Here is a 26,293-nt window from a genome sequence, read left to right as displayed (position 1 = left end):
AGAGGGGTTGGGGAGAGGGTGTACGCGAAGCGTTTCATCTGGTTGAAAGATAAAACCGCATTGATCGTTCATATTTATCTTGCTGATTGTTGGAGAAAATAGGGTGTTCATTCTCCCCCTCTCCCCCGACCCCTCTCCCGCGAGGGGAGAGGGGGGGCGGTACAAACCGGTAACATCGTTTACAGATTAGACCGGGTAGATCGTTTACAGGTAGATAATGCATAGGTAAGGAGGAAAGACCTATGCGCTGGAAACGCGAGACCCCAATGGATAAAAAAATGATGTGAATAGGCGATTGGCTGAGTGGTGATTTCAGCAAGTCAGAGCTAGCGAGATATTACGGCGTCAGTCGACCAACAGTTCATAAATGGATCAGTCGATATGTGCAGGCAGGCACACTTCGGCCTCACTTTTAAAAATCATATTGTTAGGGTTTCAAGCCTGCCCTTGCTCGGTGTTGCGGCTCTTGACAAGGGAACAACCATTGCCTGCACTCCAAGGGCACTTCCTGCGGGGCGCGAGCCGCGCCTTGATCAAGGGCAGGCTTGAAACCCTGAAGACAACATACTTAGTCGCCGGGTTAATAGTTATATGGGGGTAATAATACCATCGCCGCGATTATTCGATGGGGCTGATCTATACTCGCTCGGAAAAGGAGGCTCAATCATGAACTACTCTATATTCATTTTATTGTCATTTGTTATATCTGCCACAAATCTGTTTGCAGCTGATATGTCGGGAGGGCGGGATCATCCTGAATTACCACGTGTGGCTGGTGCTGAGATACTTGGTTTCAGTTACAGCGAATACGACTCCGCAAACTTTCTGAAAGCTGAAGGTAAGAAAAAAATAGTAGTAGAGAATCCGGAAGGAAAACGAACCCGTATCCTCTATTTGGCAAAGGCTGGAGATACACCGTTGATGGTGCAGAAAAATTATAATACTGCCCTATCTGATTTGGGAAAAGCTAAAGAAATATATAGTTGTAAAAAAAAGAAGTGCAACAAGCATATACTTTCGACAACGCTATGGTCGCGGGATAGTATGATTCCAACTGAGGGGGTTAAACAACCGTTTTACTTGTTGGCGTTCTCACATAATTATAATTCTCCAGCCTATCGTTACAGTGAAGTGGTGACGGAAAATTCACGATATCATGTTGGTGTGTTTACTGCTGTTCTCGCTGAGAACAATGCAAATAAGAAATATAGAAAACGTACTGTGATACTGGTTGAAATACTGGAGGCCAGTAACTTCGAAGCGACATTGGAGTTTGTGGATGCTTCTGCTATGCAGCAACAATTTCAGGAGTCCGGGCATATTGCCTTATATGGCATCCAATTTGACCATGACAAAGCAACTTTACGACCTGAGTCAAAGGAGACCTTGGCGGAGATAGTTAAAGCACTTGAATCTGACTCTTCTCTGCAACTATATGTAGTCGGTCACACCGATGATGTCGGTAGCCTGAGTTACAACCAGAATCTCTCCTTGAAACGTGCCAATAGTGTTGTCAAAGCACTGGTTGCTGCTGGTATTAATCAAAATCGACTCACAGCAATAGGTGTGGGGCCGGTTGCACCGGTCAGCAGTCATGCAGCTGAGACTGGTCGAGCAAAAAACCGTCGGGTTGAGCTGGTTAAGCGCACAGTAGCAGATTGAGGTTTTGATAAGATGTTTGTGCTGTTATGTTCAGGTTTCTGTATGCCACACCCACCCAGGGGTGTGGATTATGAAGTTAGGATTAAAGTTCCTTGGTCAGTGACCGACTACAGACTAGATAGCCAAAAAAATAATAGGTGGCAAAGTGCATCTGGAAGAACTATTGGTACTGCTCGTCGAGCCATCAATCACCCAGCAACGGGTTATACGGCGACAACTCTCTGAACTGGGTATAGAGCATATAATAACGGTAAACACTGGGGAGGAAGCGCTGCAGGCTATGCGAATTGAACACCCAGACCTTGCCATCAGCACACTCTATCTTTCTGATATGACAGGCACCGATCTGGTGCACGCCATGCGTAATGATTCCGAGCTGGTAGAAATGGCTTTCATGCTCATATCAAGTGAGACCCGTTTTCGTTATCTAGACCCGATTCGGCAGGCGGGTGCAGTAGCTATTTTGCCGAAACCGTTCCAGTTGGCCGAACTTCGTATTGCGATGAACTCAGTAGTGGAATTTATTGATCCCACACAACTTGATTTGGATAACTTCTGTCCTGAGGATCTCAAGGTTCTTGTAGTGGATGACAGCAGTATGGCACGTAAGCACATCAGCCGGATACTCAATGCTCTGGGAATTGAGCAAATCACTGAGGCGAGAGATGGTCAGGAGGCGGTAGAGATAATCGCTAATAACTACTTGGATCTGGTGGTAACGGATTACAATATGCCGAACATGGATGGCAAGGAGTTGGTTGACCACATCCGAACTGCCAGCAACCAGGCCTCTATCCCGGTATTGATGGTAACCAGCGAAGAGAATGAAAGTCGCTTGGCTGCGGTTCAGCAGGCGGGTGTCTCTGCAATCTGCGATAAACCCTTCGAAGCCAGTGTGGTGCGGGATCTGGTTCAGAAGGCTTTGTCAGAGACCTAGTGGGGCATCCCTATAGGTAGTAGTATCATTTTCAATATTACTCTGTTTTGGTTCATCATGTTGTTGATTTACTCTATAATTGCACCCTGAGAATAGGCTGGAATTATTATGAAGTCACCTGTGGATGATCTACTTAAAGCGCATCGGGATTTAACCCACTCAGAAATGAAGAAAGTTGTTTCGCATGTTCAACGTGAGAGTGGGGAGTGGATGCTCAATACTTTGTTGATTGAGGGCACTGACGTGCCTTTCAAATATAAAAGGAAGAAACTGTATAAAAGTCTAGCAGGTCAACGAGTCAACCTGACTTACTACTCCGATAAGGAGAGTGTCGCTGGAATAGATATGGATGTTATGAGGGTTGTGCGAATCAAAGTATCATGACATTGGGTACCCTCGTTTGCCGATAGTGTAAAATGTCTATAGCAGTAAACAGGCCTATGCCGTTGTATATAAATAAATTTGTTTCTCAGTTCAACTCCAAATCATAGTTTCCAAATCTTAGGTGTACTCATTCTGCTTAGGGATGTGTTCCTCTCTACCTCCTATGTCTATACATAGATTTCCACCTGAGTTGTTAATGCAAGAATAATCTGCTGGAATGTTCTGCCTCAGTATCGAAATAAGGGCATAGGCACTGCTTTGCTTTTACGATTGGAACAGTTCCTGTTTGCGAAGGGTACACAAGTCCTTAGCCACTCTATTCGCACTGATTTGCCTTCATATCTTGTAGTGGAAAATATACTGACTAGAGGTGGTTGGTCTGCTAATGAAACATTGCGATATTATAAAGTAACAAGAAACAGTTTTATTGAGCCCGCATGGTTTGCACAGGTGAAGGCTCGAAAGGGTTACTCTATATTTTCCTGGAACAAGTTACTGCCAATTGATAAAGAACAGATACTGAAAAGACAAAATTCCAAAGAGTGGTTCCCAAAAGAGCTGGCACCATTTCAGCAAGAGTCGTCCATAGAGTGGTCAAACAGTCTCGGATTACGCTTCTATGATGAAGTTGTTGGCTGGTTGATCACTCATAGGGTAGCAGAAGATGTCATACAATATACATCACTATTTGTAGCTCAAGAACACAGAACTCTAGCTACAGGTATTTTGCTGATCATTGAGTCTGTGCGACGTCATCAAGAAACTGATGTGAGTCGTGCGATATTTCAAGTCCGTTCATATAATCGGGACATGTTAAAATTAATAAATCGCAGATTCAGTAGCATTATTTCAGTAAGTGCACAATGCATACTATTTAAACAGATGAATGCTGATACTAAAACCACCTGCATAGATAATACGGATATATTATTGAAGCACCAGAATGCAGAAATGTATCGTCCAACTACCTATTCTAGACTATCCGGATTTGCAAAGAATTTAACTGTATGTATATCGTTAACAGCTGCGTTTGGTTGTAATAGAGTCACTGATTATTTAAGGTGCCGGGTTAATAGAATCTGTTACTCTCTCGCAGGGAGACCCGATGAGTAGAGAACCTGATTATGTAGATAGTGGACGCTATCCCCCAGGATGACAGATCTGTCATTCCAAACACCTGTCGAACGATTGCTATCGCTGTTTTGATTTACCACGAATTGATCTACGAGTTCTATGCCGGGGGTATCTCCCAAATTTACATCAAAAGTGTATAGACCGGTATGAGTCCAACCCCACCTTAAATTGGGTCTGCCGGAATTGGGATACTCATCATATAAATCTACTGGGATAGAGAAGCGCATCGGCAGGCTAGCTGTTTGCGGGATAGAAGCAAAACCATGGGGCTGTTGCAGAATAGTCGAGTTGGTTCCCCTGTGACCCAGCACAAGTGAGTTTACTTCTGTAGGCGTGGTGGGATCAGATACATCGAACAGGGAGACCTTCAACCCTTGGTACCAGGCAAAACCTAACCCGCCTCTGTCACCCGAGTTCACAGCATCGACAGCCTCTTTACCAATACCGAGGAGATAGTTCTCTCCCACGGGGTGGAGATATTCCGAGTAGCCCGAAACCTCCAGTTCGCCTAAAGAGACGGGATTTTCCGGATCGGAGAGATCGAGCACGTAGAGAGGATCAACCTTCTTGAAGGTTATCAGGTAACCCCGGTTACCCAGAAAACGGCTGGCGTAGAGCGCTTCTCCCGGTCGCCCAAGACCATCAAGACGGCCGGCCACTTCCAGTCGACCACTATCCGCAGCCTCACGTAACAGGGTCACGCTGGTAGAGCTGCTCTCCGAGCCCAGTCGGCCAATTGAGGTCGCGATACGGAATACCCCCTGATACTCACCCATACGGTAGGGTTTGTAGTCAGGATTGTCACCAAGATTACCAATAACATGAGCTGAACCACGATAACTGGCTGCCTGCCCGTTTTCTACATCACTACCCAGCGCCAGTTTATGAATCTCGTTTATTTGGGCATATACACCGTTTTCCAGTCGGACTTGACCAGCAGCCTCCGCAACCAAATAGATGGCCTCTTGAGAAGCATAGAGTACTTCCGACGACCCGATAAAACAGCTGGTATGAAAGTTGTCAGGATCAGCCAATGGGATGGAGATGATACTGATAATGGTAGGGTCGGGCATACCGACGGTGGCGCTTGGAGCTAGATAGCAACTTTCAGTATCGATGAGGGGCTGCGGCTCATCACCACTGGTTACAGTCGGAATCAACTGAGCCAATGAAGCACTCTCTAATAGGCTGCGGTTGCTATCAAGAGCCGATGTGTAATTGGCATATGGATCCAGCTCATCAAACATAGGGGTAAAGCGGGTAACCAGATAGAGCGTATCCTCTATCACACGACTGGAGATCATTGCTCCGTCAAAACTCAATGTACGTTCGTGGGTGGGGGTGGCTGCTGTGTCCAAGCTGAACAGATTCACCTCACTGCTGCCATGTGACCAATATCTGGGCTCCTCCCAGATTGGTACCAGACTCGTGAACCCAACGTCCACATAGTTATTGTCTGCACCACCCCCCACTGTCACAACTAAATCAGAGAGGCCTTCACCGCGCTGCTTGCGCAGATAAATGCCTTCAGCGGGTTGCTCACCCGGTATTACGGTCTCACTCAATAAACGGTTGGAGGCGGGTTGTTCCTCAATACTGTAGGTGATGAGGCAATCGTCGTAATAGGTATTTGAGTCACATATACCCATATTGTATAGATATTGGCCATCGGTTTTGATTAAATCCGCTTCATCAACCCCCTGCTCCTGTATATTGGTTAGAGATATAGGGCTAGAGCTGTCAATTGGCGCCGGACTAAAATCATCGCTACTATTCACAGGCAGCTCTCGATCAGATCCATATGCCACTATCATCGCCTCAGTTAAGTAGCTTTCCAACATGACATTGTGGCGGAACCGATGCAGGCTGGGATTGTCGGTATCGAAAACAATGAATGTTAAGGGGTGATTATTATAGATAACGGCGCCATCTTCTGCTTCATAACCACCATAGAGTGCAAACTCTCCAGGCGGCAAGGGGCTGCCACTATGCACATCAATCACCTCAGTCGAAGCGAGGGTCTTGCGTGTGAATGGAACCAAATCACTCATTTGACCATTCCAGCTACGCCACACCCCCTCGCTATCCCGCACATGCCAGTTATCCTGTGCACGGGCAACCAGGTAGAGGTTCCTTTCAGATCCTACTGAGGCATCATCTATATGGATGTTGAGCTCAACTGAGATAGAATCATCTGTATTGTATAGAGGGGAGTATTCGCTCGTCTCTGCTGTAGAGAGAGACCATGACATGGTGGCATTTGCCGGCCCACCCGAGGTGGTAACTGACGTTTGATTGGTGGGATCGGCGGCTGTACTGAATGGGCTAAATGCGAATAAAAGTCCTAGTGAACAGATTCTTAATGTTGAAGACAGCATATTTCCCATGATCGATCCCTCGAATTTCAACTGTCCACTCATCATAACCCTCTCAACCCCTGATTGCCAGAGTCTGAGAGATGAATCACCAGAGAGCAGTTTTTTAGAGAACAAAGGGTATCTGATTCTTCATCTTAAAGCCAAATACAGTAAGTAGATGTCAAAGAAAGTATGTCACTCTAGTGAACTATAATATGACAGAGAACTTTTTTTTGGTTTCTATGTTTCGTTACCCGTGCCGCAAACAAGCCACGAACTTTTCTATCGAGCTTATGTTTTTATTCTTTATATTTAATGCAAAAAGAATCAAGAGAATCAAGGACACCCCAACTTCAAAGTAACTGGATTCTATACTCATAGATAGCGTAGTGATATTTCACCCTACAAAACCTTTATGAGAATATTCTGACGAGTGTCCGATGATTTTTATTTACCTTTAATAGGTCAGCAACTCTACATCAGCTGCCACCTTACTGCGATACTCCTGCCGCTTTTCACTCTCCTATACGGTTAAATGCCTAATGAGGTAAGTATGTGCCATATCTCTATACTGTTTGATTGTAATGGGTTATCTCAACAACCACCATTTTCTTATGAGATTATCTGATAAAAACAGAAGTTGTAAGCAGTCAATTTTCGACTGAAAGCGATATACTTTGATACAGGATTTATAATTGTTTTTTTCAGTCGAACAATAAAAACATAGCAAGCTTTTGTTATGACTCGCACTGTTTTGATGGTTAGCTCTGCTGCGGTTATTAATCCTTGCTGTGATGATTCTATAACTGAGTTTTCAAATTTCTTCCTGTATCTGAAGGTGTTTTTCGGATGCCACCCCTGATTGAGAGAATTTTATGAGTGATCAACCTGCAGTAACTGTTTCCAATCGTCTGAGACTTTTAGGTTTTTCCCTGACCGTGTTTCTATCCTCTGCCGCACTTCTGGTGCTTGAGATACTGGCCGGCCGGTTGTTGGCACCGCATATCGGAGTGTCGCTCTACACCTGGACATCAATCATTGGGGTTATCCTCGCAGGTTTGTCGCTCGGTAACTGGCTTGGTGGGGTTTGGGCTGACCGGGGTGCCGACGGTCGGGTGGCAGGTGTCGCCATGGCGATGGCGGGTATCTATGCCATGCTCGCTCTGCCATTCATGGATATCCTAGGCAGTTTACTGAACTCGCAACAGGTAGGTCTGCTCGGATCAAGTTTTGTTTTTGCCTTCGCCCTGTTTGCGCCACCCGCTGTGGCTATTGGTGTTGTGACACCACTGCTTACAACCCGTGCTCTCGATATAGATCCCAGGGCAGGGCATGTGGTCGGGCGAATGCACGCACTGGCGGCAATCGGCAGTATTTTTGGTACCTTCGCTACCGGATACTGGTTGGTTCAGTCGTTCGGTTCTCGGGCTATTCTGTTCGGCACTGGTGTTGGGTTGATTCTTCTCGCCGTACCATTTCTGCTGCGGTTGCGACGGCCGGTAGTTGCCGTATTTATCCTGGTGACTCTGTTCTCCGGTACTCTGAGTCTATCTCAGCAGGGGCTTCGTGGCTCCTGTGATCGGGAGAGCCAGTATTTCTGTATCCGTGTGGTCGATCGCAGTAGTGATGCTCCATTTGGTCAGGCCCGCGGGATGGTGCTTGATCACCTGCTTCACGGCATCAATCATGAAAGCGATCCGAGAGTCATCATCGCCCCCTATGTCCATGCCATTGATGAGATTGTCTATCAACACTTCAATCAAGGTTATGAGGATGGACTCGATTGGTTCTTCCTTGGCGGTGGTAGCTATACTCACCCCCGTGCTGTACAGGCGCTGAGTCCGGGATCTTCCATAACTGTAGCAGAGCTCGATCCGATGGTGACTCTGACTGCGGTGGAGAAGCTATACCTGGAGCCGGAGGCAATGCGCATCCTGCATGAAGATGGACGTCGTGCACTTACTGCTGAATCCAGCAAGTTTGATGTCATCGTCGGTGATGTCTTTCACGATGTTGCTATCCCCGAGCATATGGTGACGTTTGAGTTTGCCGAGATCGTGCGTCAGCGACTAAAACCCGACGGCATCTATCTGATGAATATCGTTGATGCGTTTCCCGACCCTCGTCTTGTCCGTGCCATCACCAAAACCCTGAGAGAGGTGTTCACCCATGTAGACCTATGGATGGAGGGTGTTCCCGAAGCCGAACGGGTAACCTTCGTGTTGAGTGCAACCAATAGTGAGCGACCGGCTGAGATCGTCCGGGCACGATTCGGCTTTGAGCGAACCTGGTATCGCGTTACGGAAAATTTGATGGCGTTGGGAAAACCGCTTGATGAGTTACCGGTGATTACCGATGACTATGCTCCGGTTGAACGTTTGATCGCGGGACTTTTGCTCGGGGGGAGGGGTTGAGATATTTCCTGCACCTGAAGGGGTCGGAGTCGAGAGCTACCATAGCGTGAGTCACCTCGAAACAACACAAGTGTATTTCTCTAGCAGACCAGTCCGTTCTTGCTTCGACTCCGGCCCCGGAGATGAAGAAAACCGCTCAGATCTCTAGCATTAACCCCTCTTGTGCCAATTCGAACTGAGGGTCTCCATCCCTACCCACGCCATGGGTCTTCTTGGCTTCGTTGAATACCGCGTCCAGATCAGTATCGCTACGGGTTGGTTCGTGATGGGTGAGAAATACCCGTTTCACTCCAGCTTCGCGTGCTGCCTCGATACTGGAGGCAAAGGTGCCGTGCCCCCAGCCTTTGCGTTTGGGATACTCGGCATCGGTATAGGCAGTATCAATCACCAGAACATCGGCACCGCGGAAAAAATCCAGCACGCGGCTCCGTTGCTCATCCACCATCTGTTGGTAATCGGCATACTCCGCGTCATCCGGATTATAAATGTTGTATGGCCATTCGTGGTCACCGGTAAAGATAAATACCTTGCCGCCGCATTCCATGCGATAGCCGAAGTTCAGCACCGGGTGGTTTAACAGCATGCAACGCACATTGACCCCGCCGACCAGCACATCCTGACCCTCTTGCATATCCAGGTAGGCCATGCGGGCGTTGAGTTCGGCCTCACGCACCGGAAAATAGGCATATTCCATTTGTCGGGACAGCACCTCACCAATGCCCCGCTGGGTGATGGGGTCGGCAGCGCCGTGGATAGTGACTTCGTTACCCGCTACGAAAATGGGTAAAAACAGGGGCAAGCCCTGAATGTGATCCCAGTGGGTATGGGTGATAAAGATATGGGCCTTGAGGGGGAACTCGGGAATCAGCACCTGACCCAGAGGGAAAATGCCCGTTCCACTATCCAGAATCAGCAGTTCATTATTGTCTCCACGCACCTCAATACAGGTGGTATTGCCCCCATAATGAACGGTCTTGGGTCCGGGTGATGGGATGGAACCCCTTACACCCCAAAATTTAAAACGCACGCGGCATATCCTTTTCCAGTGATGAAAAACAGGGGCCTTGCACCCATTCAAAACCAAGCATCATGTAAACACCATAAACCATCAATTAAAGTTGTGTGAACAAACGGGCCTTTTCCATTTCTCCACTGAGATCTCCCAGAGCAGACATCAGGCCAGATAAATCACTGCCAAACCGTTCAGATACCGAGGGTGGAAAATCCGCAATCAGATGATTGCCTGCATCACCAAAGCCAAGGGATCGCACGATCTGGTTAGCGGCAAACACTGCTTCGCACATACCGTCGTTGGCTTCTTCAGCCCCAAGTTCTGGGTGATGATGGTGATGAATAGCATGTGCCAAAGCGGGGGGTAATTTCCAGGCCTCAGCCAAGCGTCCACCAATCTCATCGTGACTGATCCCTTGGGTCTCCCTCTCTACCTCATGTAAGCTGCGTTCTTGCTCAGCGGCTTGATCCAGACAGAGGCGGAACTCCTCTGGTTTGAACTGAGCCAGCACCACTTTACCAAAATCGTGTAGTAATCCAGCAACAAAGAAATCTGTGGCATCTTTATCCGCCACACCCAAGTGTGTTGCCAGCAACTTGGCCACCGAAGCCACACCCAGTGAATGGGTCAAAAACTGATTCATGTCGAAGCCTGCCTTATTGCTCTTGGGTAACATGCCAATGGCAGCAATAGAGAGGGCCAGATTTTTGATGGTGTTGATCCCCACGTAAACAACGCCATGTTTGATGGAGTTGATGGGGCGTGATAGACCAAAATAGGCTGAATTGACCAGTTTCAGCACCTTCATGGTCATTACCGGGTCATGCTCAATGACCTGAACCAAGGCTTTGGGGGCACACTCGGGTCGAGAAGCCAGGTCCAGCACCTTGGTCACCCCCTGAGGAAAAGCGGGCATGCGCTCGACTAAACCGGGTACCTCTTCTGCATTAATCGCCATAAGCCTCGCCCACCCGTAATAAAAGTTTAACTCTACCGCCTTTGCCGGCAGCGTCAAGCCAGGGGCAGCAGAGGAGGAAAAGAGGTTATACTGCCCCTCTGCTGTCCGATTAACTTTCAATCTTCTCAGAACAACTCTGAAAGCCCCTCTCCCTTTACGGGAGAGGGGTTGGGGAGAGGGTGTGCGCGAAGCGTTTGATGTGGTTGAAAAAAACTGCACTGATCGTTCATATTTATCTTGCTGATTGTTTGGGAAAAATAGGGTGTTCATTCTCCCCCTCTCCGCCGGTTCCTCTTCCGCGAGGGGAGAGGGGAGTTTCTCACTCCACTATTTAGGATACTTTTGACGATTTAGACACGAAAGGAGCGTTAAAATGAAATTTGTCAGGATCTTTTTCTTACTATTGGTTTCGTCTGTATCAACTGTTGTTATGGCATTACCGACGGCAAGGATAACCATTAAAGTAATGGATGAATCAGGTCTGCCCGTTGAAGAGGCCAAAGCAGGTTTGGTTCTGGAAGTCGCTAAAAAAGGGGGAGAGGGCTGGGGGACGAATACATCCTGGGTTTCAGGATTAACAGATGCTGATGGCTTATTTACTGGAGAAGGAGAAACTGCTGGTTACGTGGGCTTATCTGTAAAAAAGGATGGGTATTATGATGTCAGTAGTCATTTCAATGGTTTTACAGATACATCAGGATTTTTGGGGTTTAAAAAATACAAACCCTGGAATCCAACAGTTGAGCTTGTTTTAAAAAAGAAACTCAATCCTATCGCAATGTACGCTCACCCACTAAATGTTGTTGAAAGAGGTGCGAAACCTGAAATTCCAATGCTAGGAAGGTTCGTTGGTTTTGATCTGGTAGTTGGTGACTGGGTCGCACCATATGGGTTAGGGGTTGATAAAGATTTTTTAATTAAGGTAGATGTCAATCGAGCAGTATCATTTCAGGATCACGATGTGATTTTAACAATTCAATTTCCAAACGAGGGAGATGGGTTGATTCAATATTTTCCTGATACCAGCAAAGGGAAATCTGCATTACGACTACCCTATCATGCCCCCAGCAGTGGTTACCTCCCTGAATTCACGCGACGATATGAAAATAAACCAGGGACTAGAAGAGTTGGTGAAAGTGGCGATCCTGAATATGATAAAAATTATTTTTTCCGTATCAGGACTCAACTTGATAAACAGGGAAATGTTATAAGTGGGCGCTATGGGAAGATACATGGATCAATCAACTTATATAATTATTCACTAAGGCGAAAACAAAATAATCCATTTGTTGCCTTTAATTACTACCTTAATCCTAATGATAATGATACGAATATTGAATTTGATCCAGGAAAAAACCTGTTTATAAACCTGCAAGAGCAACAAAAAGTCCGAGACCCATAAAGATCACTGTCAAAGTTAATTTCTGTGAATAACTGAGCAAAAAGTATAAGCAATAATTGGAATATCTATAATTATTTATGAAAGCCACGGAAGCTTTCTCTGCGTTTACTTGTTGTTTTGTATGTTTTTTGTTGCACGACGAATGATGGGTATCCCGGTTTTGTTTGGTTTGTTTTAGGAGGTCTTAAAAAGAATCATTATGAAAGCCATTGTCTATCACAACTACGGCTCACCCGATGTTCTTAGGTTAGAAGAGATCCAAAAACCAGTACCTCGTGACGATGAAGTCTTAGTGAAAGTTTATGCCGTCTCAATAAATTCATGGGACTGGGATATGTTAACAGGTAAGCCATTAGAGTATCGCTTTTTAAGTGGCCTTTTAAAACCAAAAAGCACGATGATTCATGGATGTGACATAGCAGGTAGAGTCGAAGCAGTCGGTGAAAAAGTAAAACACTTTCATGTTGGAGATGAAGTGTTAGGTGATTTATCAGAGGGTGGTTGGGGCGCTTTCGCTGAATATACCTGTGCTTGTGAAAATGAATTAATTCTTAAACCATCGAGTATGACGTTCGAGGAAGCTGCATGCTTGTCTCATGGAGGAAATCTTGCTGTACAGGGCCTTATTGATTTTGGAAAGATTGCATCAGGACAAACGGTTTTGATTAATGGAGGGGGTGGCAGTACAGGTACATTAGCTATTCAGGTAGCTAAATCGTTCGATGTTGAACTAACAGCTGTTGACCACACAGAGAAATTAGACACAATGCGATCACTTGGCGCTGACCATCTGGTTGATTACACAAAAGAAGATTTTACAAAAAATGGTCAGAAATATGATCTGATCTTTGATGTCAAAACTACTCGTTCTGTTTTTGATTATAAACGAGCATTACATCCAGGGGGTACCTATGTGACAGTCGGAGGAAAAACATCACGAATTCTTCAGCTATTGATATTCAAAGCACTGTCTAAGAGCTGTAAAATGCATATGGTAGGCTATAAAGCAAACAAGGATTTGAAATATTTAGTAGAGTTGTTTGAAGGCGGTAAGCTAAAACCTGTTATCGATAAATGTTTTCCTCTCGAACATAGTGCAGATGCTTTCCGGTATTTTGGAGAAGGACTTTTCAAAGGTAAAATAGTAATAACCTTGTAAAAAAAATCGATGTCGACCATCCAATGAAACAGCCTGGTTCCGTAGGTACAAGGTGCCGACAAGTCAGAAGCTTAACCAACTGCTGCATGCCATCGCTCACCCAGGAAAAAGCAGGGAAAACGGGGCAGTAAAATTTCAGTACAAAAACCCTGACACCAGTGATCATGATAGAGCCTCTCCATTGCTACTATAAATGAGGTAACTGGAAGCTACTGGTTATGGTCAATCTCTTTGGTCAACGGAGCGGCAGGGTCGCACCCTATATTTTTGCAAAGAGATAGTCGGGGGAGTGAAAAACCAGGCAGTGGCGCAGAGCGCCACAACCTGCCTGCAATTGCAGGTAGAGAGGAGATTAGGAGACACCTCTTTAAGTGTTATAAAACGGGTGTTTTAAAGCACGATCCATTTGTTGTGATAACTTCTCTTTCCATTGATCTATTGTCTTTGTGGTCAACTGGATCTGACCACATATCGGACATTCGTATCTGGACTGTTCGGTATGTCCTTCCTGAAGGGTCTCTAGCTCAGCCATAAGTGACGCACAGTGTGAACAATGCATGCTAGTGGTCTCCGAAAAATGAACGGCAATGTCTACCTCGATCGGATTCCTGTATCGAGTAAGGCTGGCCTTGAGCTCCGGTTGGGGCCGGAACAGTGTTGGGGCTTGAGTCCATCAGTCCCATTTCAACGCGCCACCGGCTTGATATTCGGTGACTCGTGTTTCAAAAAAGTTTTTCTCTTTCCTTAAATTTGCCTGTTCGTCGAGCCAGGGTAGGGTGGCTTCCGCACCAGGGAAGGGTTCCTCGATACCGAGCTGTCTGGCGCGGCGGTTGGCAGTGAAGCGGAATTGGCCGATATGGTCTTCTTTGGAGTAGCCCAGGATCGGATCGCGCAGGATGTAGCTGGCGTAACCGATCTCTGCCGCTTCGGCTTCGTCCCACATTTCGCGCAGGGCTTGTGGGTCGAGGGTGAGGTTCTCTTCAATGATGATCTGTTTGACGACGCGGATGCCGAAGGAGGCATGCATCACCTCATCACGCATGATGTATTGCAGCTGTTCGGCGGTGCCTTTCATCAGGCCACGGCGTTGCAGGGCGAAGATCGGGCTGAAGCCGTTGTAGAACCAGCAGCCTTCGAAGATGGCGGCAAAGTAGATGTAGGCCATGACGAAGTTCTGCAGCTCCTTGGGATCATGCAGGTCGATATCGGCGCGCATGATCGAGGAGAGGCGGCGGTTGGTGATCTGGATCTTTTTGTTGATCTCAGGCACGACCCGGTAACGGTTGTAGATCTCACCCTGATCGAGACCGATGGTCTCGATGCAGTGTTGGTAGGTCCAGGTGTGCAGTGACTCTTCATAGACCTGACGGGCCTGGTAGATCTGTAACTCTGGCGCGGACATCTTCTCCATCACCGCCAGACCGATGTTACGCATCGCCAGAATATCTGAGGTGGTCAGGTAGGAGAGTACATTCTCGTAGACGTGACGCTCTTCCAGGGTCAGTTTGTGCTGATAGTCGTGGACATCCTGGGCCATGTTGATGTCCAGCGGTGTCCAGTGGTTTTTGTTGGCGTTGAGGAAATACTCCCAGGCCCAGGGGTATTTGAACGGGGCCAGCTGGTTGATGTCGGTCATGCCATTGATGACTCGTTTGTCATCCGGGTTGACCGGTTCCATCACCGTGGTGTTGTACTCTTCAGCCTGTTCTTCCACCTGCAGTGCCTGCACTGCCTCTTCCACCACATGAGGGTGAGCCGGTTGGGTTTCAGTCGCAGGCACAGGTGTGGTCTTCACCGGTGCGGGTTTGGCGAGTGGATCGTCCCAGTTCAGCATATTGTGTTCCTCTCTCTATTCTTGATCACTTGGTGGTTCTATTGGCAGGCTTCGCAGTCCGGGTCGAGGATGGAGCAGGCCTTGGGGGCTTCTCCACTGTTGTTACCGACCAGGTCGACACCGCCGCTGCTGCTGCCCTGCTGGACTGAGGTCTTCTCTGCACCGGTGGCACCGATGGAGCGCAGGTAGTAGGTGGTTTTGAGTCCACGTACCCAGGCAAGTTTGTAGAGGTTGTCTAGTTTTTTGCCTGAGGGTTCTGCCATGTAGAGGTTGAGTGACTGGCCCTGGTCGATCCATTTCTGGCGACGGGAACCGGCCTCGACCAACCAGCGTGGGTCGATCTCAAAGGCGGTTGCGTAGATTGCTTTGATCTCGTCTGGAATGCGGGCGATAGGTTGTAGTGAGCCATCGTAGTATTTGAGATCGTTGATCATCACATCGTCCCACAGGCCGAGCTTTTTCAGATCGTGAACCATGTAAGGGTTGACCACGGTGAACTCACCAGAGAGGTTCGATTTAACGAACAGATTCTGGTAAGTCGGCTCGATGGACTGACTGACACCACAGATGTTGGAGATGGTGGCAGTGGGGGCGATGGCCATGGTGTTGGAGTTGCGCATACCCTGTTTGCGTACTTTTTCTCGCAGGGTTGCCCAGTCCAGGGTGTGGCTCTCATTGACCTGCAGATAGTCGCCACGCTCAGCCTTTAACAGCTTGAGGGAGTCGATGGGCAGGATGCCCTGGCTCCACAGGGAGCCCTCATAGGTGGAGTAGCGTCCCCGCTCTTCAGCCAGGTCAGATGAGGCCTGGATGGCGAAGTAGCTGACTGCTTCCATGGCCTGGTCGGCGAAATCCAGGGCCTCTTCCGAGGTGTAGGCGAGACGCTGTTTGTAGAGTGAATCCTGAAAACCCATGATGCCCAGTCCTACAGGACGATGGCGCAGGTTTGAGTTACGTGCCTGGGGTACGCTGTAGTAGTTGTAGTCGATGACATTGTCGAGCATGCGCATCGCGGTGGTTACAGTCTTTTCCAGTTTCTCCTGGTCGAGACCCTGCTCAGTGGTGTGAGCAGTGAGGTTGACTGAGCCCAGGTTGCATACTGCGATCTCCTGATCATTGGTGTGCAGGGTGATCTCGGTACAGAGATTGGAGCTGTGTACAACCCCCATGTGCTGGTTGGTATAGCGCAGGTTGCAGGGGTCCTTGAAGGTGATCCAGGGATGGCCGGTTTCGAACAGCAGGCCGAGCATTTTGCGCCATAAGTCGAGGGCGTTGACTGTCTTATAGATACCCAGTTCGCCACGAGCCGCTTTCTCTTCGTAGGCAACGTAGGCCTGTTCGAAAGCCTTGCCGGTGAGGTCGTGCAGATCCGGGGTCTCATTGGGTGAGAAGAGGGTCCACTCTTTCTCTTCAGCGACACGTTGCATGAACAGATCTGGAATCCAGTTGGCGGTGTTCATGTCATGGGTACGGCGACGTTCGTCACCGGTGTTCTTGCGCAGCTCCAGAAACTCTTCGATGTCGATGTGCCAGGTCTCCAGGTAAGCACAGACTGCACCTTTGCGTTTGCCACCCTGGTTGACCGCCACTGCTGTGTCGTTGGCTACCTTGAGGAAGGGAACCACGCCCTGGGATTTGCCATTGGTACCTTTGATGTGAGCGCCGAGGCCACGCACTCGTGTCCAGTCGTTGCCCAGGCCGCCAGCAAACTTGGAGAGCAGGGCGTTATCTTTGACGCTGCTGTAGATGCCGTCGAGGTCGTCGGGTACGGTGGTCAGGTAGCAGCTGGAGAGCTGTGGACGCAGGGTGCCGGAGTTGAACAGGGTTGGGGTAGAACTCATGAAATCGAAAGAGGAGAGCAGGTTGTAGAACTCAATGGCTCTGGTTTCTCTGTCGATCTCATTGATTGCCAGACCCATGGCGACACGCATGAAGAAAGCCTGAGGCAGCTCAAAGCGAATGCCATCTTCGCTATGGATGAAATAGCGGTCGTATAGTGTCTGCAGGCCCAGATAGGTGAATTGCAGGTCACGATCAGGTTGCATGGCGTTGATCAGTCGGTCCAGGTCATATTGGCCGAGACGACCGTCGAGCAGTTCCAGCTCTTCAGCCTGTTTGATGTAACGCTTGAAATAGTCGCCGTAGCATCCGGCCATATCGGCCTGTGTATTGACCTGAGTGTTGATACCGAGAAAGTTGAGTGCTTCACAGCGCAGTATGTCGAGCAGCAGCCGTGCAGCGACCTGAGAGTAGTTGGGCTCCTGATCGATCAGCGTGCGGGCACTCATCACCAGTGTCTGGGATACATCGTTCTCTTTTACGCCATCGAAAAGATTACGGCAGGCATCCTGCAGGATGCGTTTTGCATCTACCTCTTCGAGTCCGTTGCAGGCTTCATTAACCAACGCATTCAGACGCTCAACATCCAGTGGCCGTTGAGTGCCGTCATTCAGGGTGACGTTGACCCGGTGCTCTTCGGGAATGCCTTCGGTCTCGGCGCGCTTGGCGGCCTCTTCCTGTCTTTTCAGATTCTGACGTTCGCGATAGAGCACATAAGCGCGGGCCGCTTTATGTTCTCCGGAACGCATCAGACATAGCTCAACCTGATCCTGGATATCTTCGATGTGCACTGTGCCGCTGTCCGCCATACGACGGGTCAAGGCACTGACAACCTGCTCAGTCAGATCTCGGACGGTATCATGGACACGACTTGAAGCCGCGGCGTTGCCACCCTCAACAGCGAGAAAGGCTTTGGTCATAGCAACGTTGATCTTGCTCGGATCGAAGTTGGTAACCTTGCCGTTACGGCGAATGACTTGAATGCCATTGCTAGGATTGGCCTGGGTCTGTTTTGCTGGTTCCAGCATCTCAGGCGGTTGGGTCGCTGCAACGGAAACGTCGCTATCGGCTACTGGTGTCGCCATGTCTTCTCCTAAATTCTTTTCGTTGACGGTCATCGTCGAGCGGGATGTCCGCGCCGAGGCCTGCACTTTAATGATGTGGTGGTTATTCTGTTTGGTCGTCTTTAGCTGGCCAAGTATTGCCAGTCCGTTTTTTTCCTGGGTCTTAAGCCCTGGTGCCGGTTGTTATTCCCGGTCTTTATGGCCAGTTGTTGAAAAACTGGAGAGAATCCGTCTTTCAAAACCAGTAAACACAATATATATCCTATCTGGCGGATGTCAACCACAACATGTTGTGCATTAACTTGTGGAAAAGGGTTCTCTATCTGTGTGCTGTTTGTGGATAACTTCTGGATAATTAGGTGCTTTTTGCGGTAAATCATTGGCTTATGTGGTTGTTTTATTTTTAGCCCCAAGGGGGGGTGAAAGATCTACAATTACTATTCAGTTGCTGTCGCTCCATTGAAATGCCCTGATGTAAGGAATTTCCTTCCTGCTGGTGCTTGTCTCAAGTTTGCCCCGGCCAGTCACGAGCTGCAAAAAATGGGAGATTATTCCTGCCTGTTCAGCTGCTTGGCCTATAAAACTATTGGCATAACACGACAGAATGCGTATGGTTGGGTTCTGGGCTAACCCCCGGAATAATAATTAATTAACCGAAGATGAGGAGTTGTTTCGATGCTGGTAAGCGAAATAATGTCAAAATCACCGAAAACGGTGACTCCAGACACGAAGCTGCTGGAGGTTGTCTCACTGATGTGCCTGTTTCGTTATAGTGGTCTTCCAGTGGAGGAAGATGGCAAGCTAGCCGGGATAATCGCTGAGAAGGATGTGTTGCACAGGATGTTTCCTACGCTTGAGGAGGTTATGGATGGTATCTCCGCACCCGATTACGACAACATGATGATGCAGTATAAAGATGTCGTAAACCTGAAGGTATCCGATGTGATGTCTTCAAATGTCCTTACAGTCAGTCCCGATATGCATATTCTTAAAGCCGCTACCGTGATGGTACGCCACAAGTTCCGCAGAATTCCCGTTGCGGATGGTGGGCAACTGTTGGGTATGCTGAGTCTGGGTGATATTCACAAAGCGATATTTCAGAGCAATCTGGCCAATAATATGTGCCAGTCGTAAACAGAGAATACGCTGGCTATCTAATTTTTTGCCAGCTCGTACATATCATAAACCCGAGTCATCACTGGCTCGGGTTTTTTTGTTATTAGGCTAATAGAAGTAGTTGGAAAGCCAGTGTCGCCAATAGGAGCGCAGCTGATTTTGTCGTTCATCTGCTTCAAAAAGATGTGACAAAAACAATAGCGTAGGGTGGGGCCATGCCCCACCAGATAACCTATGGAAGATAGACGTCACTTTGTCCTGGCATCGAGCTTTTTGGTGGGGCATGGCCCCACCCTACGAGTTGTGATGTGGGTGGGTTAAAAGATATGTAGTGTTTTGTGGTTGGTTTAGATAGCTTGTGGAAGATAGACGTCACTTTGTCCTGGCATCGAGCTTTTTGGTGGGGCATGGCCCCACCCTACAAGTTGTGAAGGGGGGTAAAATAAAATGCCGACTAATTTGTCGGCATAAAGTCTAAATTACCTGTCTCTTATCGACACAGGTTTATTGTTATTTTTATCCGGCTAAAATTCTCCGGTCGCACCTGCAACCATGACATCCAACATTGCCTGGTTGACTCGAATTGCAATCTCAGTCAAATCAGGTGGTAGCAGTTCACTGTTGATCAGCATGTCGAGATTGAGCATCATCAGCCAGAGTTGTCCTTTTTTATCCTCTACCATGGCAATACGGCAGGGCATATAGGCAGCATAGATTGGGTCGTGCATGATCATTTGCCTCGCATCCTCTGGATTACAGAACTGGAAGATGTCGAGATAGGGGGTCTTCAGTCCACGTGCCTCAAGCTCTTTTGAGACTTGCTGACGGGCGACGAATTTGAGATTGATCTCAGTCGCTCTGGACATCAGTGCCTGTATCGCATCCTCTCTACTCACACCATCCTTGATGCTCATCTGCACCACAGTCTGCTTGATGTCTGTAATATTGATTTCCGGCTGCTCTGCTGCTGTAGATGCAGATAGAAAAGCCAGATTGATCAGAAGTGCAAGTCCCGCGGCCTTGAGTAATTTCATAGGGTTCTCCCAAATGTTTTCGTTATATTTAGTGTTGACGAGATGTCCAATTACTTCATGTTATTGGGTGCCATCGAAGAGACATAGGAGAGAAGTGCTTCGATCTCTTTGTCTGAAAGGTTATCGAAGGTGTCGTCTTCAGGATCATCGTCGTGTACCCGTTTGTCCCACTGAAACATCTTGATCTGGCGGAATAGGTAACGGGGATATTGCAGAGCCAGGGCTGGGATGCCTTTGCGGGATTTGCCCATACCGTTTTTGCGATGACAACTTTTACAATCCCCCTCGTAAAGTTCTCTACCAAGAGCCGTATCTCCTTTCCATAGAGGGATATGATTCAATACCGGGTTTATCTTATCAAGGTTGATACTTTCATAGTAGGCCGCGATGTCGTCGATATCATCTTCGCTCAATGAGTGTAGGGATGAGGTAATCACCATTCTGGGATTAATGCGGTCTTCTTTGATATAGGCCTCGATCTGTTTGATCATATACCCGGCAGGTGTTCCTGCCAGGCGAGGTGAGGCTGGTCCTGGTGTCCCCTGGCCATAGTATCCATGGCAAAGTGCGCAGCTTCTTGCTTGACGTTGTCCGTTTTCCAGGTCGAAAGCCTGGATCGTCATAGGGGTGGAGAGAATTAGGAGTAAGGGTAAGAATAGCCTGTTCATACTATCGGCACCTGTTTTGTGAATGATCGTTATTATTAACCCGGCGGCCAAATAGTTTAATTTCAGCCGCAGTGAGTCTGCTCGCACTCTTAATTTATGAAGCTTGTTGAAAATTGTTGCAGCAGCATTTTTGTGGCTTGCTGCAAGCGGGATTACTGCATCTCTTTATTGTTATCGAATCGTCTGGGGCTTCTAACGTGCCCTTGCTTGGTGATGCGGCTTTTGACAAGAGAATAGCTCTTCTCTGCAAGCCACCTCATGATCAAAAACATGCCTTTAGCCCTGAAATTAAACTATTTGGTCACCAGGTAAATAGTTGGTGGGAATTGCTCGGCAAATTCAGAGTATTCTATCCTGACTCTAGTTGAATAATTTCCTGGTTTAAAGTGTGTTAATAGTAAAAAATTCAGTCTTCTTATTCGTTATTAGATGACTATTGGCACCTATACTGTCGATCATGTTGTTTTCTTTATTGTGCAGCGGCATATGCCTCGCTATATTAAACACTGAGGTGTTTAAAATAAGCGCATCGATGCATATAAAAAGTTTATCATCACATTAAAGAACCTATGATTTAAGTCTGGTTCGAACCATGACTTGTTCAAACGTTCCTTGAATAGCTACAGTTTGATATGCATTGCGTTGGCTGGTGGTTGGATCTACCCGGTGAGATGCCACGCAAGCGATATTGAATTCAGGAGTTTCAATGAGAAAGTCTATTTTGGCAGCTTTGTTTATTGGCTTGTTGTCATCGGCCCACTGTGTGGCTGAACCTTCAGATGATGCGATGCGGGAGTATGAAGAGGCTTTGAATCTTACTCCCAGCATGGAGAATGGTAAAAAGGTCTACCGCATCTGTGCTGTCTGCCATACCCCTGAAGGATGGGGGCTCGAAAGTGGTGCCTATCCCCAGGTTGCCGGTCAATTACCTACTGTTTTAGTCAAACAACTGGCGGATATCCGTGCTAGAAATAGAGATAACCCAACCATGTTGCCATTTACTTCTCCGCAGCTTCTTGGTGGTGCACAGGAGATTGCAGATGTGGCTGCCTATATCTCTAAGTTACCCATGAGTCCACACAATGGTATAGGACCGGGTAACGACCTTATGCTGGGTGAGCGGCTCTATAAGGACAACTGCACTGAGTGTCATGGTGATAATGGGGAGGGCATACTGGACGATCATATTCCTGCGATATACGGTCAACACTACCGTTACCTGCTGCGTCAGTTTGAATGGATAAAGAGTGAGAGACGTAGAAATGCGGATAAGAAGATGGTCAAGCAGATACATGGCTTCAGCCATCGGGATATCCGCGCGGTGTTGGATTATGTTTCGCGCATTAAGCCACCGAAAGAGAAGCTGGCAGAACCGGGCTGGAGAAATCCGGATTTCCCAAAATTTGCACGGCCTGCAAATCTACATTCAGGGGCGGGCTACAGCATCGATCAGCGTCCTCCACGTCCTATGAGGCCAGCAAGGCCATAGTAGACCATAGGGATCACCTTCCAGGGCAGGGGTGGTTTAAAGAGATAAAAAAAGCGGGGCATTGCCCCGCTTTTTTTGAATCAATCCATGATCCTCAGTAGGCTTACATGAAAATATCGTTGGTGATATTAGTAAACCAGCTGTGTGCATAGGCCACTTCACGTGCCCGCATTTCAGGTGTTGCATCGGTTGGGGTAAGACCACCAGAAACCTTGGTGATTTTAGAACCATCCTCAGCCAGCTTGTATACAGCCGCAACTGAGATGCCCCACTCTTTGCCTACGATGGAATAACAGGTATTCACATAAGCTGGAGTGCCCAGTTCCTGGCCATTCAGAAGTGCAGCGACACTTGCTGCGCAAACCTTGGCTTCTGAGTTTGCCGCATAGCCTGACTTAGGCATGCCTTTGGCAATAGAAGCGTCACCAATCACGTGAATGTTCTTGTGCATGGTGGATTCAAAGGTGTGCAGGTTGATTGGGCACCAGCCACTGTCATTGGTCAAACCGGCTGCAAAGGCGATCTTGCCTGCTTTCTGGTTTGGAATGACATTCAAGACGTCAGCCTTGATGGTGTCATCAAAACCGGTGGTGACACTCATTGAGCCTGCATCAACCTTGACTACTGCGTTATCGTTTGAGCCTTGGGCACTGCCACGCCACTCAATCATAGAGTTGTCGGTCTCATAGCCGTAGAGCGCTTTCCAACCCTGAGAAAAGAGCCCCATTTTGGAGAACTTAGGCTTAGGATCAAGAATCACGATCTTGGACTTAGGCTTGTGCTGCTTCAGATAGTGAGCAATCTGTGAAGCGCGCTCATAAGGCCCAGGAGGGCAGCGGAATGGATTGCCAGGAGGCGCAATCACAACGGTACCGCCGTCTTTCATTGCTTCAAGCTGTTTGCGCAGTGTTACGGTCTGAGAGCCGGCTTTCCAGGCGTGTGGAATGGTCTCAGCAACTTTAGCGTCATAGCCTTCCAGGGTTTCCCACTTGAAGTCGATGCCAGGGGCAACGATACAACGGTCATAGTTAAAGCTTTGACCGCCAGCAGTTGTGACAGTTTGGGCCTTTGCGTCGATTGCAGTTACTACATCGTGAACCACTTTGACGCCATGTTTGCCAAGACCGGAGTAACCGAACTTGATGGAGTCAATGCTGCGGTCACCGCCCAGTACTTCGTTGGACAAGTAGCAGGTATAGTAGTGTTTATTTGCTTCGATCAAGGTGACTTCGATGGTAGGGTCAGCCATACGCAGATATTTCGCTGCGGTTGCGCCACCTGTACCACCACCGACGACTACGACTTTCTTGGAAGCGCCGAGGGCAATGTAGGGTGTTCCCATCATGCCAACAGCTGTAGCTGCACCTGCGCCTTTAACAAATCCTCTTCGGGTAATCTTCATATTCCTCATTCCCCTTATTTTTTGCCTTGGGCGTAGAAGTGGAGTAGGGCATCGATACCATCGTTACCCTCTTTTTTCAGCAGTTGATTGACCTTTTTCTTCATCTTCTTGGTCATTTCACGATCACCGGCTTTGAAATCGGCCATGGTGTAGTGAAGATAAGGGGTCAACTGGCCCATCAGAATGCCAGAGTCATCTTCTGCAGAGGTGCCGTTGTCGGCATGACACTTTTCACAATACTTGTCATGCAGCTTAGCGCCTTTTTTCGCTTTATCAGCGTCGAAAGATTGTTTGGCCATTACGAAGGGCTGTTTACTGAAGTATTCGCCCATGGCTTTAATTTCATCTTCGCTGTATCCCTTGGCGATACGGGTCATGATGGTGGATTTAATCTCAGCATCTTTAAAGCCTTGCATGACTTCTTCGAAGTAGACTGCGGACATTCCGCCAATGCTTGGTGTTGCCGGCCCAGCACTTGCGCCATGGGTGCCATGGCAGCCAGCACAGGTGTTCGCCAGCATGGTGGCACTGGCGCCCGACATTAGGGGTTTTTCATCAGCAGCGAAAGCCACAGATGATGCACTGAGTACCAGCGCCCCGATCAAGGCCCTCTTTAGATTGTTGTACGCCATGTTACCTCCTTTGGTATTTAAACAGGCTTACACTAGTTTATAACAGGAGACATAACTGGCCCTGTTACACGAACCGGAGCAGCATAGTGACTGATCCTGTTGCCTAAGCTTGAGGGGAAACTTTTTTACTCAATTTTATGTTGTCATCAGATGACAACATGCTGTGTCTCCACCCGAGCTATGCTCTTTTATTTCAGAAGGCCTGACAGTTTGCTGTGTTTCTTTTTTGCCGCAATATCTGCTGCGGTGTGGCCTTCATTATCTTTATTCGTTTTATCTGCATTGTGCTGTAGCAACAGCTTTGTAATCTCTTCAGATCCAGTGCGAGCCGCTTCCATAAGCGGCGTGACGCCATCAATATCTGCCAGATTGACATCGGCTCCGGCTTTCAGCAGCAGCTCTACTGTCTCAAGTTCGTTCTGACCTACTGCCCAGACGAGCGCTGTTGCGCCATCATTGTCTTGTGCGTTGATGTCAGGATTGTAGTCCAATAAAGCTTGTACCGTATCCACATGTCCTGCATCTGCAGCCAGAATTAGTGCGGTAGAACCGTTTTTATCCTTGCTGTTCAGATCTGAATGGTGCTTGGCAAGCATTCTTGTTGTTTCGATATGGCCTTTCATTGCCGCCATCATGATGGCATTTTGGCCATGCTTATCTGAAGCCTTTGGATCTGCACCCTTGAATAGCAACTGCTCTACCATGTCGGTAATGCCGTAGCGGGATGCAATCATCAGGGAATCCCAGCCAGCCCGTGTACGATCGTGAAGATTGGCTCCTCGTTCAAGTAACATGGCTGTGAGTGCCGGATGACCATTTTCTGCAGCGAAGGTCAGTGCCGTACAGCCCGCAACGGTGCGCGCATTGACATTGGCGCCTCGGCTCAGTAGCAGTACTACAGTCTCGAAGTTATTGCTCTCTACGGCAATCATCAAAGCGCTCTTGCCAAACTTGTTTGCGCTATCCACTGAAACGCCCTTATCCAGAAGATGGGTGATGGTTTCCACATCACCGACATCCGCTGCAAGCCGCAGTTCCCTCTCATCCTCGGTAGTTGAAGCCATCAGCGCAGTGCTAAGCAGCAGGGTGAGCGTGGCAATTAACAGTCTGGTTTTTTTCATGGATTATCTACATACCTGGTGAATATCGGTTGTGACAGATAATGACAGTCATGGTGTATCGGGCTCTTCTGGCTCGTCGGGCTCTTCATGAGCTATACCAGCGTGACAGTCGATGCAGGCCTTGCCTTCATCCATGGCCTTTGGGTGACGTTTACGAGCGCTTCGATCCTGTTCACTGAGATCCATGTTCTCGAATTCGTGGCATGAGCGGCACTCTCTGGAATCAGAGGCTCGCATCTTGTCCCAGACACGGTTGGCCATGTCCCAGCGATGGGCTTCATACTTCTCTTTGGTGTCGATGGTGCCCATGATCTCATGGTAGACATCCTTGGCGGCCATTACTTTTGCGATCATTTTAGGAATGAAAGGCTTAGGAACATGGCAGTCGGAACAAGTTGCCTGTACGCCTGAGGCATTCTTGTAGTGAAGTGACTCTTTATACTCTTCGAGATTGACCTTCATGGAGTGACATGAGGTGCAGAATTCCATTTCATTGGTATAGGTCAGGCCCATGCTGAATAGCCCGGAAAAGGCTATACCTGCAATGAAAATTATGCCTACCAGGATTAAAGATATTTTTCCCGCGGACTGTTTGGCAGCGCGCTCTCTGAACATACTCCACCCTCGATTTCGGAAAAGTAGTCTCTTTTCCTTATGTCGTTTACTTATTATCCC

At 48.1% G+C, this 26,293-nt stretch carries 22 protein-coding genes; 11 read left to right on the top strand and 11 right to left on the bottom strand.

Annotation, left to right across the window (positions count from 1 at the left end; all coding sequences use genetic code 11):
- Positions 1 to 287: 287 nt before the first annotated feature.
- From AC4IE7_RS16915 to AC4IE7_RS16895, 5 genes are all read left to right on the top strand, one after another.
- On the top strand, positions 288 to 416 hold the full coding sequence (locus AC4IE7_RS16915) for a helix-turn-helix domain-containing protein (RefSeq protein WP_490778039.1): 129 nt from the start codon (positions 288 to 290) through the stop codon (positions 414 to 416).
- 250 nt (positions 417 to 666) lie between these two features.
- Positions 667 to 1,662 (top strand): OmpA family protein, encoded by a 996-nt coding sequence (locus tag AC4IE7_RS16910; RefSeq protein WP_490778034.1) that lies wholly within the window; start codon positions 667 to 669, stop codon positions 1,660 to 1,662.
- Positions 1,663 to 1,807: 145 nt separating this feature from the next.
- A complete protein-coding gene (locus AC4IE7_RS16905) occupies positions 1,808 to 2,599 on the top strand; it encodes a response regulator (RefSeq protein ID WP_490778033.1) in 792 nt (263 codons plus the stop codon).
- Positions 2,600 to 2,707: 108 nt separating this feature from the next.
- Positions 2,708 to 2,983 carry a hypothetical protein gene (locus AC4IE7_RS16900; RefSeq protein WP_490778032.1) on the top strand — a complete coding sequence of 92 codons (276 nt, stop codon included), beginning with the start codon at positions 2,708 to 2,710 and terminating at the stop codon, positions 2,981 to 2,983.
- A gap of 204 nt (positions 2,984 to 3,187) precedes the next feature.
- Positions 3,188 to 4,096: a GNAT family N-acetyltransferase gene (locus AC4IE7_RS16895; RefSeq protein WP_490778038.1), complete on the top strand. Its 909-nt coding sequence runs from the start codon at positions 3,188 to 3,190 to the stop codon at positions 4,094 to 4,096.
- Here the strand turns inward: AC4IE7_RS16895 and AC4IE7_RS16890 are convergent.
- Positions 4,066 to 6,540, bottom strand: coding sequence for a beta-propeller domain-containing protein (locus AC4IE7_RS16890; RefSeq protein ID WP_490778031.1), 2,475 nt, complete (start codon positions 6,538 to 6,540; stop codon positions 4,066 to 4,068). The two genes, AC4IE7_RS16895 and AC4IE7_RS16890, sit on opposite strands and share 31 nt — an antisense overlap.
- An 809-nt stretch (positions 6,541 to 7,349) precedes the next feature.
- Between AC4IE7_RS16890 and AC4IE7_RS16885 the strand changes: the two genes are divergently transcribed.
- Positions 7,350 to 8,888: a fused MFS/spermidine synthase gene (locus tag AC4IE7_RS16885; protein ID WP_490778030.1), complete on the top strand. Its 1,539-nt coding sequence runs from the start codon at positions 7,350 to 7,352 to the stop codon at positions 8,886 to 8,888.
- A gap of 136 nt (positions 8,889 to 9,024) precedes the next feature.
- On the opposite strand, the gene AC4IE7_RS16880 is transcribed toward AC4IE7_RS16885, so the two are convergent.
- Together AC4IE7_RS16880 and AC4IE7_RS16875 are read right to left on the bottom strand one after the other, a co-directional pair.
- Positions 9,025 to 9,915: an MBL fold metallo-hydrolase gene (locus AC4IE7_RS16880; RefSeq protein ID WP_490778029.1), complete on the bottom strand. Its 891-nt coding sequence runs from the start codon at positions 9,913 to 9,915 to the stop codon at positions 9,025 to 9,027.
- Positions 9,916 to 10,000: 85 nt separating this feature from the next.
- The gene (locus AC4IE7_RS16875) at positions 10,001 to 11,128 is read right to left on the bottom strand and encodes an HDOD domain-containing protein (protein WP_490778028.1); all 1,128 of its coding nucleotides are present in this window, start codon (positions 11,126 to 11,128) and stop codon (positions 10,001 to 10,003) included.
- A 103-nt stretch (positions 11,129 to 11,231) separates the two neighbouring features.
- Here AC4IE7_RS16875 and AC4IE7_RS16870 point away from each other — a divergent pair, with 103 nt between their 5' ends.
- A complete protein-coding gene (locus tag AC4IE7_RS16870; protein ID WP_490778027.1) occupies positions 11,232 to 12,260 on the top strand; it encodes a hypothetical protein in 1,029 nt (342 codons plus the stop codon).
- Positions 12,261 to 12,459: 199 nt separating this feature from the next.
- Positions 12,460 to 13,419 carry an NAD(P)-dependent alcohol dehydrogenase gene (locus AC4IE7_RS16865; protein ID WP_490778026.1) on the top strand — a complete coding sequence of 320 codons (960 nt, stop codon included), beginning with the start codon at positions 12,460 to 12,462 and terminating at the stop codon, positions 13,417 to 13,419.
- A gap of 673 nt (positions 13,420 to 14,092) precedes the next feature.
- On the opposite strand, the gene AC4IE7_RS16860 is transcribed toward AC4IE7_RS16865, so the two are convergent.
- Together AC4IE7_RS16860 and AC4IE7_RS16855 are read right to left on the bottom strand one after the other, a co-directional pair.
- Entirely contained in the window at positions 14,093 to 15,253 is a 1,161-nt protein-coding gene (locus tag AC4IE7_RS16860) for a ribonucleotide-diphosphate reductase subunit beta (protein WP_490778025.1), read from the bottom strand.
- 38 nt (positions 15,254 to 15,291) lie between these two features.
- Positions 15,292 to 18,120 (bottom strand): ribonucleoside-diphosphate reductase subunit alpha, encoded by a 2,829-nt coding sequence (locus tag AC4IE7_RS16855; RefSeq protein WP_490778037.1) that lies wholly within the window; start codon positions 18,118 to 18,120, stop codon positions 15,292 to 15,294.
- 729 nt (positions 18,121 to 18,849) lie between these two features.
- Here AC4IE7_RS16855 and AC4IE7_RS16850 point away from each other — a divergent pair.
- Complete coding sequence (locus tag AC4IE7_RS16850) at positions 18,850 to 19,290, top strand: CBS domain-containing protein (RefSeq protein ID WP_490778024.1); 441 nt, start codon at positions 18,850 to 18,852, stop codon at positions 19,288 to 19,290.
- A gap of 506 nt (positions 19,291 to 19,796) precedes the next feature.
- Here AC4IE7_RS16850 and AC4IE7_RS16845 read toward each other — a convergent pair.
- Positions 19,797 to 20,306 carry a DUF302 domain-containing protein gene (locus AC4IE7_RS16845; protein ID WP_490778023.1) on the bottom strand — a complete coding sequence of 170 codons (510 nt, stop codon included), beginning with the start codon at positions 20,304 to 20,306 and terminating at the stop codon, positions 19,797 to 19,799.
- Positions 20,307 to 20,356: 50 nt separating this feature from the next.
- Entirely contained in the window at positions 20,357 to 20,974 is a 618-nt protein-coding gene (locus AC4IE7_RS16840; protein WP_490778022.1) for a c-type cytochrome, read from the bottom strand.
- Between the two features lie 116 nt (positions 20,975 to 21,090).
- On the opposite strand from AC4IE7_RS16840, the gene AC4IE7_RS16835 reads away from it, so the two are divergent.
- On the top strand, positions 21,091 to 21,342 hold the full coding sequence (locus tag AC4IE7_RS16835; protein WP_490778021.1) for a hypothetical protein: 252 nt from the start codon (positions 21,091 to 21,093) through the stop codon (positions 21,340 to 21,342).
- 338 nt (positions 21,343 to 21,680) lie between these two features.
- Positions 21,681 to 22,463, top strand: coding sequence for a c-type cytochrome (locus tag AC4IE7_RS16830; RefSeq protein ID WP_490778020.1), 783 nt, complete (start codon positions 21,681 to 21,683; stop codon positions 22,461 to 22,463).
- A 103-nt stretch (positions 22,464 to 22,566) separates the two neighbouring features.
- On the opposite strand, the gene AC4IE7_RS16825 is transcribed toward AC4IE7_RS16830, so the two are convergent.
- The 4 genes from AC4IE7_RS16825 to AC4IE7_RS16810 form a co-directional block, all read right to left on the bottom strand.
- Positions 22,567 to 23,865 (bottom strand): FCSD flavin-binding domain-containing protein, encoded by a 1,299-nt coding sequence (locus AC4IE7_RS16825; RefSeq protein ID WP_490778019.1) that lies wholly within the window; start codon positions 23,863 to 23,865, stop codon positions 22,567 to 22,569.
- A 14-nt stretch (positions 23,866 to 23,879) separates the two neighbouring features.
- Positions 23,880 to 24,497 carry a c-type cytochrome gene (locus AC4IE7_RS16820; protein WP_490778018.1) on the bottom strand — a complete coding sequence of 206 codons (618 nt, stop codon included), beginning with the start codon at positions 24,495 to 24,497 and terminating at the stop codon, positions 23,880 to 23,882.
- Positions 24,498 to 24,685: 188 nt separating this feature from the next.
- Entirely contained in the window at positions 24,686 to 25,618 is a 933-nt protein-coding gene (locus AC4IE7_RS16815) for an ankyrin repeat domain-containing protein (protein ID WP_490778017.1), read from the bottom strand.
- A gap of 48 nt (positions 25,619 to 25,666) precedes the next feature.
- Entirely contained in the window at positions 25,667 to 26,233 is a 567-nt protein-coding gene (locus AC4IE7_RS16810) for a NapC/NirT family cytochrome c (protein ID WP_490778016.1), read from the bottom strand.
- Between the last annotated feature and the right edge of the window lie 60 nt (positions 26,234 to 26,293).

The sequence above is a fragment of the Candidatus Thiodiazotropha sp. AKAK3 genome (assembly GCF_058244645.1).
The sequence above is the reverse complement of the archived record's forward strand: the minus strand, read 5'-3'. Positions and strand labels throughout refer to the sequence as shown.

What these genes read in the sequence shown, in the direction of transcription:
- AC4IE7_RS16890 (WP_490778031.1), bottom strand. Translation starts at nt 6,540, where the DNA reads ATGATGAGTGGACAGTTGAAATTCGAGGGATCGATCATGGGAAATATG.
- AC4IE7_RS16845 (WP_490778023.1), bottom strand. Translation starts at nt 20,306, where the DNA reads ATGAAATTACTCAAGGCCGCGGGACTTGCACTTCTGATCAATCTGGCT.
- AC4IE7_RS16855 (WP_490778037.1), bottom strand. Translation starts at nt 18,120, where the DNA reads ATGCTGGAACCAGCAAAACAGACCCAGGCCAATCCTAGCAATGGCATT.
- AC4IE7_RS16875 (WP_490778028.1), bottom strand. Translation starts at nt 11,128, where the DNA reads ATGAACACCCTATTTTTCCCAAACAATCAGCAAGATAAATATGAACGA.
- AC4IE7_RS16810 (WP_490778016.1), bottom strand. Translation starts at nt 26,233, where the DNA reads ATGTTCAGAGAGCGCGCTGCCAAACAGTCCGCGGGAAAAATATCTTTA.
- AC4IE7_RS16840 (WP_490778022.1), bottom strand. Translation starts at nt 20,974, where the DNA reads ATGAACAGGCTATTCTTACCCTTACTCCTAATTCTCTCCACCCCTATG.
- AC4IE7_RS16900 (WP_490778032.1), top strand. Translation starts at nt 2,708, where the DNA reads ATGAAGTCACCTGTGGATGATCTACTTAAAGCGCATCGGGATTTAACC.
- AC4IE7_RS16815 (WP_490778017.1), bottom strand. Translation starts at nt 25,618, where the DNA reads ATGAAAAAAACCAGACTGTTAATTGCCACGCTCACCCTGCTGCTTAGC.
- AC4IE7_RS16860 (WP_490778025.1), bottom strand. Translation starts at nt 15,253, where the DNA reads ATGCTGAACTGGGACGATCCACTCGCCAAACCCGCACCGGTGAAGACC.
- AC4IE7_RS16885 (WP_490778030.1), top strand. Translation starts at nt 7,350, where the DNA reads ATGAGTGATCAACCTGCAGTAACTGTTTCCAATCGTCTGAGACTTTTA.
- AC4IE7_RS16830 (WP_490778020.1), top strand. Translation starts at nt 21,681, where the DNA reads ATGAGAAAGTCTATTTTGGCAGCTTTGTTTATTGGCTTGTTGTCATCG.
- AC4IE7_RS16870 (WP_490778027.1), top strand. Translation starts at nt 11,232, where the DNA reads ATGAAATTTGTCAGGATCTTTTTCTTACTATTGGTTTCGTCTGTATCA.
- AC4IE7_RS16820 (WP_490778018.1), bottom strand. Translation starts at nt 24,497, where the DNA reads ATGGCGTACAACAATCTAAAGAGGGCCTTGATCGGGGCGCTGGTACTC.
- AC4IE7_RS16910 (WP_490778034.1), top strand. Translation starts at nt 667, where the DNA reads ATGAACTACTCTATATTCATTTTATTGTCATTTGTTATATCTGCCACA.
- AC4IE7_RS16825 (WP_490778019.1), bottom strand. Translation starts at nt 23,865, where the DNA reads ATGAAGATTACCCGAAGAGGATTTGTTAAAGGCGCAGGTGCAGCTACA.
- AC4IE7_RS16850 (WP_490778024.1), top strand. Translation starts at nt 18,850, where the DNA reads ATGTCAAAATCACCGAAAACGGTGACTCCAGACACGAAGCTGCTGGAG.
- AC4IE7_RS16865 (WP_490778026.1), top strand. Translation starts at nt 12,460, where the DNA reads ATGAAAGCCATTGTCTATCACAACTACGGCTCACCCGATGTTCTTAGG.